This window comes from Thalassospira sp. MCCC 1A01148 (assembly GCF_001613795.1).
Taxonomy (GTDB): Bacteria; Pseudomonadota; Alphaproteobacteria; order Rhodospirillales; family Thalassospiraceae; genus Thalassospira.
In genome coordinates, this window is the sequence record NZ_LPVZ01000019.1 from 83,928 (window position 1) to 99,305 (window position 15,378).

The following is a 15,378-nucleotide window of genomic DNA, read 5'->3' on the forward strand; positions in this document are numbered from 1 at the left end:
TCGATTGGGGTGATTTGACTGGTTTTGGCTCAATTCGGGTCGATTTCGCCTGCCCCGGACCGCCCCGGGCTGCTGGCAAACAGGCACTTCTTGCGGCTCAGGCCCCTGAAATCTTTTGCCATTCACCCATGACGGATCGTGCGCGTTCTGCGTGATCTTCGCCGGATTTGGCCATTTCAGATGCAAAAATCTCGAACCGGATGCCATTGGGGTCACGCACGAACAGGCGCCGCGACTGTCCATCATCCTCGTTGTGGTAAACAACCTTGTGCTGGAACAGGTGGTTTTGCCAGGCGATCACATCGCGCGGGCTGTCACAGCGCAATCCGATATGGAACACGTCATCTGGCATCTCCGGATCATCGGGATATGGCCCGGTATCTGCCGGCCAGTCAAAAAATGACAGGCGCGTCCCGTCGGGCAGCGCAAAGGTAATCAGCAAGTAGTCGCTTTTCCACGACGGGCTGTAACCACTTTCGGCATGAACCAGCGTCGCCCCGACCACCTTGGAATAGAAGTGGTCGGTGGCTTCCAGGTCGCGGGTCGGAAAAGCAAGATGATCGACACTTACAGGTGCAGGTGACATGGGGCTCCTCCGTCTGGTTTGATCTTTAATTCGACAGTCGCCCGGACGCACGCCACACAGCAATGCAATGCGCCACAGGCGGCGCTTGAAATCCTTGCGTCATCCGGAACATGTTTTCGGACCATTCGTCAACAGGCTGCACGCAGTCCGTGATAAACACATGGGTGAATAGCAACTCAAAATCAATGCATTTGCCCCTTGATCAAAGCGTCATGAAACCACAACATGCACAGACGCGTATAATCGCGTTACATAGGGAACATTGCAGTATTGACCGCACCCACGCTCGCTGCTATTGGGACGCGGCAAATACATGTATCGTAGCGCAGCACATCAATTGAAAGCCTGCGCATTCTGGCAAAACCCGCAAGATGGAGGCATCTGATGAATGAATACAGTTTATCTGTCTCCGTCTATTGGATGACACACCGTCAGGCTGACCACTAGAAGCCGCGTGCCTTCCACCTGAATGGTGATTTTGCCACTACCCGGAACAAAAGACGCCTGATCGCGCATTCCGAGTTCATCCGCATTCCCCGTGACATAGTTGTAGAGAGCCGCCTATGCCCGCAACGCCCTATTACCTGATCGACAAGTCCAAGCTGCTGCGCAACATGGAAAAGATCGCCTATGTGCGCGCGCATTCCGGCGCCAAGGCGTTGCTTGCACTGAAATGCTTTGCGACCTGGTCGGTGTTTGATTTCATGTCGGACTACATGGATGGCACGACGTCTTCGTCGCTCTATGAAGTCAAGCTGGGCCGCAAGAAATTCGGCAAGGAAACCCATGCCTACAGTGTCGCCTATTCCGATGACGAGATTTCCGAAGTCATCGAAAATGCCGACAAGATCATCTTCAATTCCATCGGCCAGCTGACCCGTTTTGCCGATCAGGCATCGGGCATCGTGCGCGGGCTTCGTCTGAACCCGCAGGTCTCGACCTCAAGCTTTGATCTGGCCGACCCGGCCCGCCCGTTTTCGCGTCTGGGCGAATGGGATGTCGCCAAGGTCGAAGCGGTGATGGATCAGATTTCCGGCTTCATGATCCACAACAATTGCGAGAACGAAGACTTCGATCTGTTTGATCGCATGCTGACCGATATCGAGGAAAAATTCGGAACGCTTCTGTCGCGTGTTGAATGGGTCAGCCTGGGTGGCGGCATCCATTTCACCGGTGAGGATTACCCGCTTGATAAATTCTGCGCGCGGCTCAGGGCATTCTCCGAAAAATTCGGCGTGCAGGTTTATCTCGAACCTGGCGAAGCATCGATCACCAACAGCACCACCCTTGAGGTCACGGTGCTCGATACCCTGTTCAACGGCAAGAACCTTGCCATCGTCGATAGCTCGATCGAAGCCCACATGCTTGATCTTCTGATCTATCGCGAAAATGCCAAGGTCCTGCCGAACACGGGTGATCACCCCTATATGATTTGCGGCAAATCGTGCCTTGCGGGTGACGTATTTGGCGAATTTGATTTCGAAAACGAGATCAAGGTCGGCGACCGTATCTCCATTCAGGATGCGGCCGGTTACACCATGGTCAAAAAGAACTGGTTTAACGGGGTCGGCATGCCGTCCATCGTGATCCGGGAACTCGATGGAACAGAGCGCGTTGTGCGTGAGTTCACCTTTGACGACTACGTTTCGAGCCTTTCGTAAAAAACGAAAGCGCAGTTTTCATAGCGAACCGGGGAAGTGTTTCCCCACCTCTCAAAACAGGGGAGTTTTTGGCCCGACATGAAAAAGAATGTTCTGATTATCGGCGCAGGTGGCGTCGCCCAGGTCGTTGCACATAAATGCGCACAGCATAACGACGTGCTTGGCGATATTCATATCGCATCGCGTACGGCATCAAAGTGCCAGTCCATCATCGACAGCATCCATGAAAAGAAAAACCTTAAAGAGCAAGGCGTTCTCGAAGGTCACGCCCTCGATGCGACCGATGTCGATGCAACCGCGGCCCTGATCGAAAAAACCGGCTGCCAGATCGTCATCAATGTCGGATCTGCCTTCATCAACATGCCGGTCATGTCGGCCTGCATCAAAACCGGTGTCGCCTATCTCGATACCGCCATCCATGAAGAGCAGGACAAAATCTGCGAAACCCCGCCATGGTATGCCAACTATGAATGGAAGCGCCGCGAAGAATGCGAAGCCGCTGGCACGACCGCAATCCTTGGTGTCGGCTTCGATCCGGGTGTGGTGAACGCCTATGCCAAACTGGCTGTCGAAGATTACTTCGATAAAATTGACTCGATCGACATCATCGACATCAATGCCGGCAGCCACGGCAAATACTTTGCCACCAACTTCGACCCGGAAATCAACTTCCGCGAATTCACCGGCACGGTCTATTCCTGGCAGGACAGCCAGTGGCAGGCCAACAAGATGTTTGAAGTCAAAAAGATCTGGGACATGCCGGTTGTCGGCGAAAGCCAGACCTTCATGACCGGCCATGACGAAGTCCATTCCCTGTCCCAGAACCTTGACGTGCCAAACGTCCGCTTCTGGATGGGCTTTGGCGATCACTACGTCAATGTCTTCACGGTCCTCAACAATATCGGCCTGCTGTCAGAAAAACCTGTCACCACGGCCGAGGGCCTCGAAGTCGTGCCGCTCAAGGTCGTCAAGGCCTGCCTGCCGGATCCAAGCTCGCTCGCACCGGACTATACCGGCAAGACCTGCATCGGTGATCTGGTCAAGGGTACGAAGGACGGCAAGGAAACCGAAGTCCTGATCTATAACGTGGCGGACCACAAGGACGCCTATAACGAAGTCGGAAGCCAGGGCATTTCCTATACCGCCGGTGTGCCGCCCGTCGCGGCTGCGATGCTGATCGCCACCGGCGAGTGGGACGTGAAAAAGATGGCAAACGTCGAAGAACTGCCATCCAAACCGTTCCTCAACCTGCTGAACGGCATGGGTCTTCCGACCCGCATCAAGGACGCCAACGGCGACCGGGCGCTCGATTTCAGCTAAGCGTTGATATCCGGAACTAACAGTTAAAATGGCGGACCAAAATCACTTGGTCCGCCATTCTTTTTTTAAGCCAGTTACGCCAAGATACTCAAGGTCAGCTCGTGTTCATATCGTCAGATTGGCAACCCACTTAAGAAGCTGTGCATAATAGCCAAAGCCTGAGGTGATGAGATGATCCAACAAAAGTATCGGCAAGCTGAAGGCCCAAACTGTCATACAGACCGAACTGGCAATGATGAGTGGGATCCACCATCTCATCCATGTGTCACTTTCTGCTGGTATCCCGCCTGGATTGCCCTGTAGTTCCAACGCTCTTTCTGCCACGAAGCCGTCCACTTTCTGCCGAATGAATGGAAAAAGATAAAAACTGTGCGTGGCCAATGCACAAAGGCCAAATACGAAATGAATCAGGGTTGGCACAAGAGTGGTGAACAGCATGGCAACCACCCAAAAATAGTCTGCATGTGATTGAAAATACTCAACAACTGAACCAGCAGGGGTCAAAAGGCTATTCTTGATTGCAATCAGATCAATCTCGGTGACAACCCCAAAAGCATCCAAGAGCTTTATGGCACCAATGATTGCAACAAGCAAAAGAGGCACCGAAAAAAGCGCCACAAGCACATCGACAACCACAAGCCCCGTGCGCATCAACCGCAAATCCAGCTTTAACTGCGTGGCCAACAAAACACGGGTTATGCCCAAGGAAAACCAATCCAAACAGCCATTGACAAAAGGCAGAAACAAAAGAGGAACTGCAAGCAACAAGTAAAACGCTGGAAAAGAGACGCTATCCGGTTCAAAGGCGAACAGTGGAAGCAGGGTCACAAGACACGCCACCCCAAAATATGACGTTTTCCGCAAAGGTTTAGATAATCGGTCGAATTGATTGGCAGCAAAACGAACGAATAAAATCGCACCTGGACTAGCAACAGCGAAAGCCAAAGCGAAAGCGACAGTGAAAGAGCCATAAAAGGATACAGCGTCAGCGCTAGCGTTAGCGAAAGAGAGAGCGAAAGAGAGAGAGAAAACAAAAGCGAAAGCGCCAGCGCAAGGGCCAGCGAGAGCGAAAGCGACAGCAACAGCGACAGAAATAGCTAGTATGATAGTGAAAGAGAAAGCCTCAGGGATATCGTCACCGACAGAGAAAGTGCCAGCGAGAGCGACAGCGAAAGCGAAAGCGAGAGCGACAGCGACACTGGTAGTAACAGCGATCAGCAAACTTTTTTTGAGACTTGAAACTTGTCTTGTTTCAATGCGTTTTCTGACCCATCCCCCGATCACATAAAGGATGACAATCGTGGTTCCGATGCCTAACCGGTCTGCGAATGGCAAATCACTTTCTGCGACCGCCCAAATTACGAATTCTCCCCGATCGGCAAGCACATAGATCATCAACAGGGCAATAAGTGGGTAAAGGATTGCCAGCGAAAAACAGGTCTGGAAACTTTTGAAAGTGAACGGACTGTTTTTGGCCAAGGGCGATAAGGATTGCCAGTTTACTTGGTCGCCGTGTTGCTTGAAATAGTCATCGCCGATGATCCGGTCAAACAATGTAAGGGTTGCACGGATGGCCAACTTCAGCTTTTCCGTTATCCCGCCGGTAATTTTCAGAATATCCAGAAAAAATTTGCGTCCCGAATCACCTGGCTGCGCCTTCAAGCATATTTTTGCCACTGTGAAGGTACTCCCTGCGACCAACAAACCAAGATAAAACATCCCGGCGATTATGGTTGGGTGAGAAGATCCCATTTGCTTGGCCACGAAATGCGGAACAGCACCAAGACATGTTACTAAAGATGTGACTGAGACAATCTCACATTGCATTGCCCGCCCCCAATGCGAAAGCAAAAAGAAATAAAGTTTTGGCTACTTTAGATTTCATTTCAAGAATTTAAATTCCCTTATAAACTTAGATGACAACACTTTTGCAACCGATTGCACCAGTTTTCATGGGCCACGGTTGTTATCACCTGCAATGCGTTATTGAGGGGGAACATCTATTCCATACAGAATACCCATGGCAGGCCAACAAGATGTTCGAGATCAAGAAAATCTGGGACATGCGGGTGCTGGGTGAAAACCAAACTTCCATGACCCGCATCAAGGATGCCGATGGCGACCTTGCACTGGACTTTTCCCAAGCAATCCAGGAACGCGAAACAATCATAGCAAATGGCGGGTTTCGACCCGTCATTCTGCGTTTTTGATGAAGTCGTCATTCCCGCGCAGGCGGGAAACTCCCGCCATTCAAACCGCTATGGCCTCGATGCTGCGCTTGGCCCTGCATAACGATGTTCGACGGTCCCGCCTCACGCACGTCGCCAACTGACAATCACACCACACATCACCAAAACGGCACCAAACCCGGCCACGGCGGCAAAACCGAACCCGGCATAAATCGGCCCCATGATCATCGGCCCGGCAAACACCGCCGAATAGGTCACCGCACTATTCAGCCCCATCACCGCCCCGCGCGCATCAGACGCCTGACGGTTAAGCGACACCACCATCGCATTCAGACCCAGCTGATTAAGCATCCCCCAGATGGCGGTTCCGGCCATGGCGCTGCTCTGGCTTTGCAGGGTCAATCCCCAGGTGGCATAGCTCGTCGCAATCGCGATCAACACCAGACACAAATACCCGCGGGTAATTTTGGGCGATATCACCCCCAAAACAAATCCCATGACGCCAAACCCCACGCCATAGGCCATAACAAACATCCCGCTGCCCTGCGCTGACAGGTCAAAGGCCGTGCGCACACCCACCCCGAAAAAGGCAAAACAGCCGTAAAACGCGGTCATATAAACCAGCATCACCGCCAGCAACTGCCACACACCCGGCAGCCGGAATGCGCGCAAGGGCGATGTCCGCGTGCTCATCCCGCCGCGCACATCCGACAGCAAAATCACCAGAATACCGGCCACCAGGACCGACAACCCGGCCATCAGGAAATAAACCATCCGCCAGCCAAATTGCTCGGTTATGAACGCTGCGGCGGGGACTGCCACCACCAACGATAACGCCCACCCGGTCAGAACCACACCAAGCCGCGCGGCCTCGCGCCCCTTGGGGGCTGTGGCGGTGACCGTGGCATAGGATCCCGGCAACAACACACCAACGGCCACCCCGGCCAGCGCCTGTGACAGACAAAGCCACACCCAATGCTGGCTGAGCCCGCTTGAAACCTGCGCCACCGCCAAAAGAAGTGCCGCACCGCCCAAAACACGCCCGACCGACATCCGGTCAATCATCCCCGCCAGGGTCAGCGCCGATAGTGCCGTCGCCGCCCCGAACGCCGAAATCGCCCAGGCCACATGATAGGTTTGCGTCGAAAGCCCGGCCGCCACTTCTGACAGGATCGGGCTTAAAACAAACGAATTCGACCCGACAAGCAACACCGCGCCAAGCAAGGCCAGAACCTTCACTTGCGCAATGGCATTCGGGTTAATCTCGGCATTTTGGTCAGTCATCATGCCATGTGATATGATTTGCCCTGTTTTAGGCAACGCAATTCGATACTTAGCAGATAAAAACGACGTCCGTTCGATAACGGCACCGTCCCCGGCAGGATTGCCGATGATGGCATCACGCACCGTATTGGATAAAGCACCGGCGCGATTCACGGCCCAACATGCCAAAACACACCGCCCACATGCGTTAAAACAATGAGTTGCGTCGCAAAATCCGATACGTGCCGAATTCTATACCTTTGGTTGATACATTTGCGCACAAGGCTTGTCGCACAAGAATTACGCACGTTTTTAGCCCACCCTTGCGGATAGCTTAAAACCCTACCGCGCCGCAAAATAAATCGTTCAAAATCAACTATTTGACAACCGAAAGCGGTTTCGGATAGCGTTTCCCTGTTCCGAAAGCGGTTTCGGAACACCAAACACCGTCAAAAAGGCGGTGAAAAGCAGTAGAGCCTGTTGCATTAAATTTGCTTCGCTTTGTTTGTTTTTGGCGTGTCGTTTGGCAAGGCACAGCGTGCAGAGCGATGCGGCGCATCGGTCAAACGGTGTAACGCCGCGAAACGCCGCCAAAAACGAACCCTGTGGGCCGAGACATTCTTCCGCCCCGCAGCGTCAAGGTCCTTGAACCGTAGCCCCGCTACGCACAGCGGACCTTTCTTTGCCGGACAGAAGGATGTCCTCGGCAAAGTGAGGCAAATTTGATGCAACAGGCTCTAACGAAGACACTCAGGGAGGTTCCGTGCCGCGCGTTCGGAAGCAAAACGAAACCATGTCGATTGCCCGGCTGGCCAAACATCTTGGTTTGTCCGAGGGAACCGTTTCGCGCGCGCTTAACAATTATCCCGATATCGCCGCAAAGACCGTCGCCCGTGTGCGCAAGGCCGCCGATGAGCTGGGCTATCGCCCCTCGACCACCGCACGGCGTCTTGCCCGTGGCGTGGTGGAAACCATCGGCTTTGTCCTGCCCGCCCGCGACGGCCATCAGATTGATCCGTTTCTGGCCGAAATTCTCGATGGTCTTGCCACCGAACTTGCCCTTTCAGACTGGGACTTGCTGGTCTCCGCCGTTCCCGATGGTCATGACGAGGTCGAAGTCATGGACCGCCTGATCCGCTCAGCCAAGGTCGGCGGATTTGTTGTTGCCCGCACCAAACGCCATGATCCGCGCATCGATTTTTTGCGCACATCCCACATCCCGTTTGTGGCCCAGGGGCGCACCGAAAACTGCGAAGACTATGCATGGCTTGATATCGACAACGAAAAGGCCTTTGTCGATGCCGTGAATTACCTTGTCGGTCTTGGGCATCGCAAGATCGCGTTTCTTGGCGGCGATCCTGAACTCAATTACGCATGGCAACGACGCGCCGGCTATCTTGCCGCAGTCAGTGCCAATGGTTGCGATCTTCCATCGGGCTACCTGCATGACGGCATCACCAACGAACTGGCCGCGCGCGATGCGATTTCAGAAATCCTGAAACACCCGGATCGTCCGACCGCCCTTCTGTGCGTCACCGATGCGGTTGCCATTGGGGCAATGCACGCATTGGCGCATGCCGGTATCGACGTCGGATCGGAAATGTCCGTGATCGGTTTTGATGGCCTGCCCATGGGCGAAGCCATCCATCCCGGCCTGACGACCATGTCGCAGGCCAGCTATCAGATCGGCCGCGAAGTCGGCCGGATCGTTGTCTCGCAGGCCAACGAACCTGCATCGGAATTTTCCCAAATCCTGTGGGAAGCATCGCTGACCGTCCGTGGGTCAGCCAACCCGCCAGTAACGAAACTGGCAGAAAATGCCAAGGGAGGCATCTCATGAAAACAAGGTTTACGCGTGCACTGACACTCGCAGCCGCTGGTCTGCTGGTCTCGACCAGCATGGCAAGTGCACAACTGCGCTTCTGGACCACCGAAGAACAACCCGAACGACTGGCCAAACAAGAAGAAATGGCCAAGGCGTTCGAAGCCAAAACCGGCACTTCTGTTGAAGTCATTCCGGTCACGGAAACCGAACTCGGAACCCGCGCCACCGCGGCCTATGCCGCCGGTGATCTGCCAGACGTCATTTACCTGACCCTGCAATATGTCCTGCCCTGGTCCGAGGCCGGCATCCTCGATACCGAAGCCAATAACGAAGTCGTCAACCAGCTGGGCAAGGACACCTTTGCACCCGCCGCCCTTGGCATGGCCGATTTCGATGGCGAAGTCGCGGCTGTACCGTCTGATGGCTGGACCCAGATGGTGCTTTATCGCAAGGACCTGTTTGACGAGGCGGGCCTTGAGGCCCCCAACACCTATGGCAATATCGTCAAGGCCATCGAGGCGCTGCACAACCCGCCCGAAATGTACGGCTTTGTCGCTGCGACCAAAATTGACGAAAACTTCATGAGCCAGGTGCTCGAACATGTCTTCCTGGCAAACGGCGCAACCCCGGTTTCCGCCGATGGATCGGTCGGCTTTGACAAGGCAAAGCTCGTCGAGGCGCTTGAGTTTTATAAAAAACTCGCCAAGGCCTCGCCTCCGGGGGATCTGTACTGGAAACAGTCACGCGAAGTCTATTTCGCAGGCAAGGCGGCCATGATCATCTGGTCACCCTTCATCCTTGATGAACTGGCAGGCCTGCGTGACAGCGCCCCGCCCACCATCAACAATGACCCGACCTCGGGCGAACTGGCATCGAAAACCGGTGTTGTCACCCGCCTGATGGGCCCGTCCAATCCGAATGGCGCAGCATGGGGTGACATTCGCTATTTCGGTATCACTAACGATGCTGATACCGACCCGGCGGAAGAATTCGTCAAATTCTCGCTGGATGAAGGCTACACCAGCACGCTTTCCATCGCGCCCGAAGGCAAATTCCCGGTCCGTCATGGCACCGCCGAAGATCCCGAGAAATTTGTCAAGGCATGGTCGACCCTGCCGGTTGGTGTTGATCGCAAAAAGCCGCTGTCAGAGCTTTATGACCCGGCCGTCATCACCGACATCGTTTCCGGCCTTGAAACCGCAAACCGTTGGGGTGTCGCCGAAGGCCAATTGGCCATGGCATCGCGCATCATCAACAGTCAGGTGATCAACCGTCTCGTCCGCGAATATATCGACGGCGAACGTGACGCATCGGAAACGGCGGACCTGATCAACGAGGAAATCGCCGCTATCAACTAAGCGATCCTGATCCGGGGCGCTGAACCAGCGCCCCGGACGCCGAATTTCACAACGGATAGCAAGACGATGACGATGTCCCGAACAACCAAGACATCCCCGGCAACCGCCCCCCCCAACGGCCGAAAAACCGGGCTCGGCCCGATGGCGCGGCGCGAAGCGCGGCTTGCGCTCTGGATGCTGGCCCCGACATTTCTGATTGTGATGGGCATCGTCCTGTTTCCGTTGCTTGCCAATTTCTGGATTTCGGTCAAGCCGGTCACATTGTCTGACTTGCGCCCGCCAACCCCTGTTGTGTCCGAACGCGTGCGGGGGGATTTCGATGTTGCCGGGCAGGAATTTGAAATCCAGTACCGCATGCGCAATTCATCGCGCAAAGGCGACATTACCGACGTCGTCCTGACCGATACATTGCCCGCGGGCATTACGGTCATTGATCCGGGGGATGTTTGTACGGTCACGGGGGCCGCGGTCCGCTGTGCCCTTGATGGCCTTCCGGCCGGGGAACGCACCCGACTGAAAATGACCGCTGTGGCTGATGAAACGTTTGCCGCCAACCCCGTCTCGCCGCGTGACAGCGAACCAACCGTCACCGGCACGGCTGAAAACATTCTGACCAATAACGAATTCACCCTGGAAAACTTCGCGCGAATTTTTGATTCCCGCGAATTCTGGTCGGTGCTGTGGGTGACGATTGCCTATACGGTGTTTGGTACGCTGGGTGCCCTCGTGCTTGGCCTTTTCGCCGCCCAGATGCTCAACAAACCCTTTGCTGGCCGCTCGATCATCCGGGGGCTTTTCCTGTTTCCCTATGTCGCACCGGTCATTGCCGTTGCCTTTACATGGGTCATCCTGCTTGATCCGTTCAACGGCACCTTCAATGCCATCTTGCAGCGCATGAACATCGCGGATGAAGGCGTAAACTTCTTTGGCCAGCGCGACATTCCCATTGATGTTTTCGGCCTGACCATCGATTTTCCGCTGGCACTGGCAACGGTGATTGCCTTTGAAGCGTGGCGCTACTTCCCGCTGTCATTCCTGTTCATTCTGGCCCGGATGCAGTCGATATCCTCTGACATGTACGAGGCCGCCGAGGTCGATGGCGCCACGCCCTTGCAACAGTTCTGGCACATTTCCCTGCCGCAACTTCTGGGGATCCTGTCGACCCTGTTCCTGCTGCGCTTCATTTGGACGTTCAACAAGTTCGACGACATCTTCCTGCTGACCGGCGGGGCCGCGGGCACGCGCACACTCACGGTCGATGTCTATGAACAGGGCTTTGCCCTGTCCAACCTCGGGGCCGGGGCGGCAGTGGCGGTGGCCATCTTCATCCTGCTTCTGGTCTTTGCCGTGTTCTATTTCAAATTCGTCCATCGGGAGGATTCGTAATGCGTATCGGTACGGGTCTTCTTCTGGGTCTGCTGACCGGATTGCTCTGGGGCACGATTGCGGTTGCCCTCACCGGCATTTCCCTGACCCTGATCACCGGCCTTCCGGCAACGCCGATCATATCGGCAGGTGCGCTTGGCGGGGCGGTCAATGCCGCCATCATCATGCTGCGCGCGCCCGCGGATCGCACACCGGGGCTTTACCTTGTCGCCTTTGCTGGCGTGATCGTCTCGATGATGCTGGTATCCTTTGGCGCACCGTTCAGTCTGGCCTTATCTGAAAGTTCGCTTATTCAGGCCTTCGGCGTCGGGTTGATTGCGCTTGCCGTGACCTTTGCCAACCGCGCAGTCCTGATCGACATTCAGTCGGGCATGCTCAAACGGTATGCGATTGATCTGGTGATTGTGCGCACACTCAAGGGCTTTGGCTTTGTGTTCTTTAGCGTGATCGTCATCCTGCCCTTCTATGTGATGGTGATGACCAGCCTCAAGAACCAGCAGGATCTGTTCCTGAACCCGCTGGATCTGTCGATTGATCTGACACAGGGCGCTGCCAGCCTGTTTGACAGCTATGTCGAACTGTTCACCAAGTTCAATTTTGGCCGCTTCCTTCTGATTTCGACCATCGTGTCGGTCTGCACCGTTGTGATCACACTCGCCTTTTCGATCCCCGGCGCCTATGCGGTTGCGCGTTTGAAATTCCCCGGACAAACGGTGCTTTCAAGCTCGATCCTGCTGATCTATCTGGTGCCGATGATCGTTCTGGTCATCCCGCTTTATGCCGTGTTCAGTCAGCTTGGCCTGCGCAATACGGTGGTTGGCCTTCTGATCGTCTATCCGGCCACCACGGTGCCCGTGGCCCTTTACATGCTTCAGGGCTATTTCCGTGGCCTTCCGGCCGAACTGGAAGAAGCCGGTTTGATGGATGGTTTGTCGCGCTTTGGCGTGATCTGGAAAATCACCCTGCCACTCGCCTTGCCGGCCCTGGCATCGGTGTCGCTTTATGTCTTCATGATCGCCTGGAACGAATTCCTGTTTGCCTTCATGTTCCTCGATGATCCCGACATCTTCACCCTGTCACGTGGCGTGGTGTCGCTCAATTCATCCGAAGTTCCGCGCCAACATCTGATGGCCGGTGCGGTGATCGCAACGGTTCCGATCCTTGTCATCTTCCTGTGGTTTGAACGCTTCCTTGTTCAGGGCCTCACCGCCGGGAGCGTCAAGGGATGAGCCAAATGAGCCAGGCAAGCCTTTCACTCGACCAGCTTACGGGTACTAACAGACGTGCGGCCGACATCCTGCTTGGCAATGATCGCGGCGGCTATACCGTGCCAAGTGCCAAGCTCTATCCGTTCCAGTGGAACTGGGATAGTGCGCTGGTTGCCCTTGGCTTTTCCGTATTTGATCCCGATCGTGCCTGGCAGGAAATCGAAAGCCTGCTTTCCGCGCAATGGGACAACGGCATGGTGCCGCACATCATTTTCTGGAAAGAGGAAAAAAGCTACTTCCCCGGACCGGAACAGTGGGGCACGACCGACATCGCCAAAAGCCCGCCAACATCGGGCATTACCCAGCCGCCCGTTGCCGCAACCGTGATCGAACGGCTTCTGGCCGAAGACATTGCTGCCCATCGCGACCGGGCGGAAAAGCTTCTGCCCAAACTTGATCGCTGGCATCAATGGTTCCTTGATGCCCGCGACCCGGATGGGCGCGGTGTGGTTGCGATCATGCATCCGTGGGAAAGTGGCCGCGATAATCTGCCCGACTGGGATCGCCCCTTATCCTTTATCGATACCACAGGGGTTGGCACCTATCACCGCCGCGACACCGATATCGTCAATCAGGACGAACGTCCGAAAAACGACGACTATGATCACTACATGGCGCTGGTCAGGTTTGGTCGTGATTGCAATTGGGATACAGAAATCATTGCCCGCGATTGCCCGTTCTGGGTGGCCGAACCGGGCATGAATGCCATATTGCGCCGGGCCGAACGCGACCTGATCAATATGGCAACGCTTCTGGGGCAGGATGATATCGCCGCCCGCGCCAAAGCCCGCCTTGCCCGTCTCGATGCCGGGTTTGAACAGCTTTGGTCTGAGACAGTTGGTGGCTATGTCACGCTTGATTTGCGCCGTGATGAACACGCCACCGGCCTGACATCAGGAAGCTGGCTTGCCCTGTTCGCTGGCGCGGTCGAACCGGCCCGTGCGGGCAAGATGGCCGCAACGCTTTCACATTGGCTTTCGCAGGTCGAACACAGCGTTCCAAGCTTTGATCCCGGCCACGAACTGTTTGATTCCATTCGCTATTGGCGCGGTCCGGTCTGGGCCATGATCAACTGGATGATCGCAACCGGCTTGTCTGAGCATGGCGAGACCGACCTTGCTGATCGCATCCGGCGTGACACGCAGTCCCTTATCGAACTTTCGGAATTTCGTGAATATTTCTGCCCGGTGACCGGTCGTGGCGGCGGGGGCACCGACTTTTCGTGGACGGCATCCATGTCGCTTTATTGGGCGGCCCGTCCCGAAGCCTTGCCAACCGCATCACGCCTGTCCCCATCGACCGCACCATCAGCCTCACCAACCGGCACCGCAGATCAGGAGAACACATAAAATGGGCCAGATCGAACTTAAAGGCATCCGCAAATCATTTGGCGGGGTTGATGTCATCAAGGGCATCGACCTTCAAATCAATGAAGGCGAGCTGGTGATTTTTGTCGGCCCGTCCGGCTGTGGCAAATCAACATTGCTGCGCCTGATTTCGGGCCTTGTCGAAGCATCTGATGGCCAGATCCTGATTGATGGCGATGACGTCACCGGCAAGCCCCCGGCCGAACGTGAACTCTCGATGGTGTTTCAGTCCTATGCCCTCTATCCGCACAAATCCGTGCGCGAAAATATGGGCTTTGCCCTGACCGTTGCCGGCATGCCAAAGGCCGAAATCACCCAAAAGGTCGATGAAGCCGCCGCAACGCTCAAACTCGAAGATTATCTGGATCGCAAACCCAAGGCACTGTCAGGCGGTCAGCGCCAGCGTGTGGCGATTGGCCGCGCGATTGTCCGCGAACCGCGCGCCTTCCTGTTTGACGAGCCGCTCTCCAACCTTGATGCCGCTTTGCGCGTTGAAATGCGCCTTGAAATCGCCCGCCTGCATCAGAAACTCGGTGCCACCATGGTCTATGTCACCCATGACCAGGTCGAGGCCATGACGCTTGCCGACAAGATCGTCGTTCTGCAGGCCGGCCAGATCGAACAGATCGGCACCCCGCTTGATCTCTATCGCCATCCGGGCAACCTGTTTGTCGCCCAGTTTATCGGCTCACCCAAAATGAATGTGGTCGACTGCAAGGGCACGGGCACGCAGCTTACCTTTGGCAATGGCAACACATCCGATATTGCCCGCAATACCGAAGGTGCTACCAAGATGGGCATTCGCCCCGAACATATGGCGCTTTGTGATGCCAATGATGCCTCAAAAGCCATCCTGACCGGCCAGATCGATGTCATGGAACATCTCGGCTCCGACAGCTTTGTCTATGTCAACGTGCCCGATGTCGGCCTGTTCACGGTCCGCATCGTTGGTCATTCCGACGCGGGCGTGGGCGATACCGTCGGGCTGCATTTCGCATCCGGCGATGTGCATCTGTTCGACGCATCGGAAAAAACCATCCCGGCATGACAAAACGCGCATGCCGGATTTCCGATCCGGGCGCGTTTTAAATCCTCATACAATTAAAATGACGGCAAATATGGGTGTCGCGTCGGGCGGGCGCTTGCGGTCTGATC

General features: G+C 55.4%; 12 protein-coding genes. 9 read left to right on the plus strand and 3 right to left on the minus strand.

The genetic code is table 11. The features are described 5' to 3' along the window. Positions 1 to 97: 97 nt before the first annotated feature. A complete protein-coding gene (locus AUQ43_RS08270; RefSeq protein ID WP_062955790.1) occupies positions 98 to 586 on the minus strand; it encodes a VOC family protein in 489 nt (162 codons plus the stop codon). 563 nt (positions 587 to 1,149) lie between these two features. Here AUQ43_RS08270 and AUQ43_RS08275 point away from each other — a divergent pair. Further along, entirely contained in the window at positions 1,150 to 2,247 is a 1,098-nt protein-coding gene (locus AUQ43_RS08275) for a carboxynorspermidine decarboxylase (protein WP_062955791.1), read from the plus strand. A 78-nt stretch (positions 2,248 to 2,325) separates the two neighbouring features. Further along, positions 2,326 to 3,567, plus strand: a complete 1,242-nt coding sequence (locus AUQ43_RS08280) for a saccharopine dehydrogenase family protein (RefSeq protein WP_062955792.1) — start codon at positions 2,326 to 2,328, stop codon at positions 3,565 to 3,567. A gap of 105 nt (positions 3,568 to 3,672) precedes the next feature. Here AUQ43_RS08280 and AUQ43_RS20250 read toward each other — a convergent pair whose 3' ends face one another. Beyond that, on the minus strand, positions 3,673 to 5,394 hold the full coding sequence (locus tag AUQ43_RS20250) for a hypothetical protein (protein ID WP_147250457.1): 1,722 nt from the start codon (positions 5,392 to 5,394) through the stop codon (positions 3,673 to 3,675). 209 nt (positions 5,395 to 5,603) lie between these two features. On the opposite strand from AUQ43_RS20250, the gene AUQ43_RS20255 reads away from it, so the two are divergent. Beyond that, entirely contained in the window at positions 5,604 to 5,777 is a 174-nt protein-coding gene (locus AUQ43_RS20255; RefSeq protein WP_157088445.1) for a hypothetical protein, read from the plus strand. A 102-nt stretch (positions 5,778 to 5,879) separates the two neighbouring features. On the opposite strand, the gene AUQ43_RS08295 is transcribed toward AUQ43_RS20255, so the two are convergent. Further along, positions 5,880 to 7,043 carry an MFS transporter gene (locus AUQ43_RS08295; protein ID WP_062955795.1) on the minus strand — a complete coding sequence of 388 codons (1,164 nt, stop codon included), beginning with the start codon at positions 7,041 to 7,043 and terminating at the stop codon, positions 5,880 to 5,882. 739 nt (positions 7,044 to 7,782) lie between these two features. Between AUQ43_RS08295 and AUQ43_RS08300 the strand changes: the two genes are divergently transcribed. The 6 genes from AUQ43_RS08300 to AUQ43_RS08325 all read left to right on the plus strand — a co-directional run bounded on the left by AUQ43_RS08300 (position 7,783) and on the right by AUQ43_RS08325 (position 15,271). Then, positions 7,783 to 8,859 carry a substrate-binding domain-containing protein gene (locus tag AUQ43_RS08300; RefSeq protein ID WP_114129856.1) on the plus strand — a complete coding sequence of 359 codons (1,077 nt, stop codon included), beginning with the start codon at positions 7,783 to 7,785 and terminating at the stop codon, positions 8,857 to 8,859. Further along, complete coding sequence (locus tag AUQ43_RS08305; RefSeq protein ID WP_062955797.1) at positions 8,856 to 10,202, plus strand: ABC transporter substrate-binding protein; 1,347 nt, start codon at positions 8,856 to 8,858, stop codon at positions 10,200 to 10,202. Before AUQ43_RS08300 ends, AUQ43_RS08305 begins: the two co-directional genes overlap by 4 nt. A gap of 72 nt (positions 10,203 to 10,274) precedes the next feature. After that, on the plus strand, positions 10,275 to 11,588 hold the full coding sequence (locus AUQ43_RS08310; RefSeq protein ID WP_062956032.1) for a sugar ABC transporter permease: 1,314 nt from the start codon (positions 10,275 to 10,277) through the stop codon (positions 11,586 to 11,588). Further along, a complete protein-coding gene (locus AUQ43_RS08315) occupies positions 11,588 to 12,817 on the plus strand; it encodes a carbohydrate ABC transporter permease (protein WP_062955798.1) in 1,230 nt (409 codons plus the stop codon). The genes AUQ43_RS08310 and AUQ43_RS08315 overlap by 1 nt, the downstream gene beginning before the upstream one ends. Before the next feature lie 5 nt (positions 12,818 to 12,822). Beyond that, positions 12,823 to 14,205 (plus strand): trehalase family glycosidase, encoded by a 1,383-nt coding sequence (locus tag AUQ43_RS08320; RefSeq protein WP_232310632.1) that lies wholly within the window; start codon positions 12,823 to 12,825, stop codon positions 14,203 to 14,205. A gap of 1 nt (position 14,206) precedes the next feature. Beyond that, entirely contained in the window at positions 14,207 to 15,271 is a 1,065-nt protein-coding gene (locus tag AUQ43_RS08325) for an ABC transporter ATP-binding protein (RefSeq protein WP_062955800.1), read from the plus strand. Positions 15,272 to 15,378 lie beyond the last annotated feature (107 nt).

Excerpts from the sequence above, each read along its gene's own strand:
- AUQ43_RS08270 (WP_062955790.1), bottom strand. The coding sequence starts at position 586 with ATGTCACCTGCACCTGTAAGTGTCGATCATCTTGCTTTTCCGACCCGC.
- AUQ43_RS08275 (WP_062955791.1), top strand. The coding sequence starts at position 1,150 with ATGCCCGCAACGCCCTATTACCTGATCGACAAGTCCAAGCTGCTGCGC.
- AUQ43_RS08280 (WP_062955792.1), top strand. The coding sequence starts at position 2,326 with ATGAAAAAGAATGTTCTGATTATCGGCGCAGGTGGCGTCGCCCAGGTC.
- AUQ43_RS20250 (WP_147250457.1), bottom strand. The coding sequence starts at position 5,394 with ATGCAATGTGAGATTGTCTCAGTCACATCTTTAGTAACATGTCTTGGT.
- AUQ43_RS20255 (WP_157088445.1), top strand. The coding sequence starts at position 5,604 with ATGTTCGAGATCAAGAAAATCTGGGACATGCGGGTGCTGGGTGAAAAC.
- AUQ43_RS08295 (WP_062955795.1), bottom strand. The coding sequence starts at position 7,043 with ATGATGACTGACCAAAATGCCGAGATTAACCCGAATGCCATTGCGCAA.
- AUQ43_RS08305 (WP_062955797.1), top strand. The coding sequence starts at position 8,856 with ATGAAAACAAGGTTTACGCGTGCACTGACACTCGCAGCCGCTGGTCTG.
- AUQ43_RS08310 (WP_062956032.1), top strand. The coding sequence starts at position 10,275 with ATGTCCCGAACAACCAAGACATCCCCGGCAACCGCCCCCCCCAACGGC.
- AUQ43_RS08315 (WP_062955798.1), top strand. The coding sequence starts at position 11,588 with ATGCGTATCGGTACGGGTCTTCTTCTGGGTCTGCTGACCGGATTGCTC.
- AUQ43_RS08320 (WP_232310632.1), top strand. The coding sequence starts at position 12,823 with ATGAGCCAGGCAAGCCTTTCACTCGACCAGCTTACGGGTACTAACAGA.
- AUQ43_RS08325 (WP_062955800.1), top strand. The coding sequence starts at position 14,207 with ATGGGCCAGATCGAACTTAAAGGCATCCGCAAATCATTTGGCGGGGTT.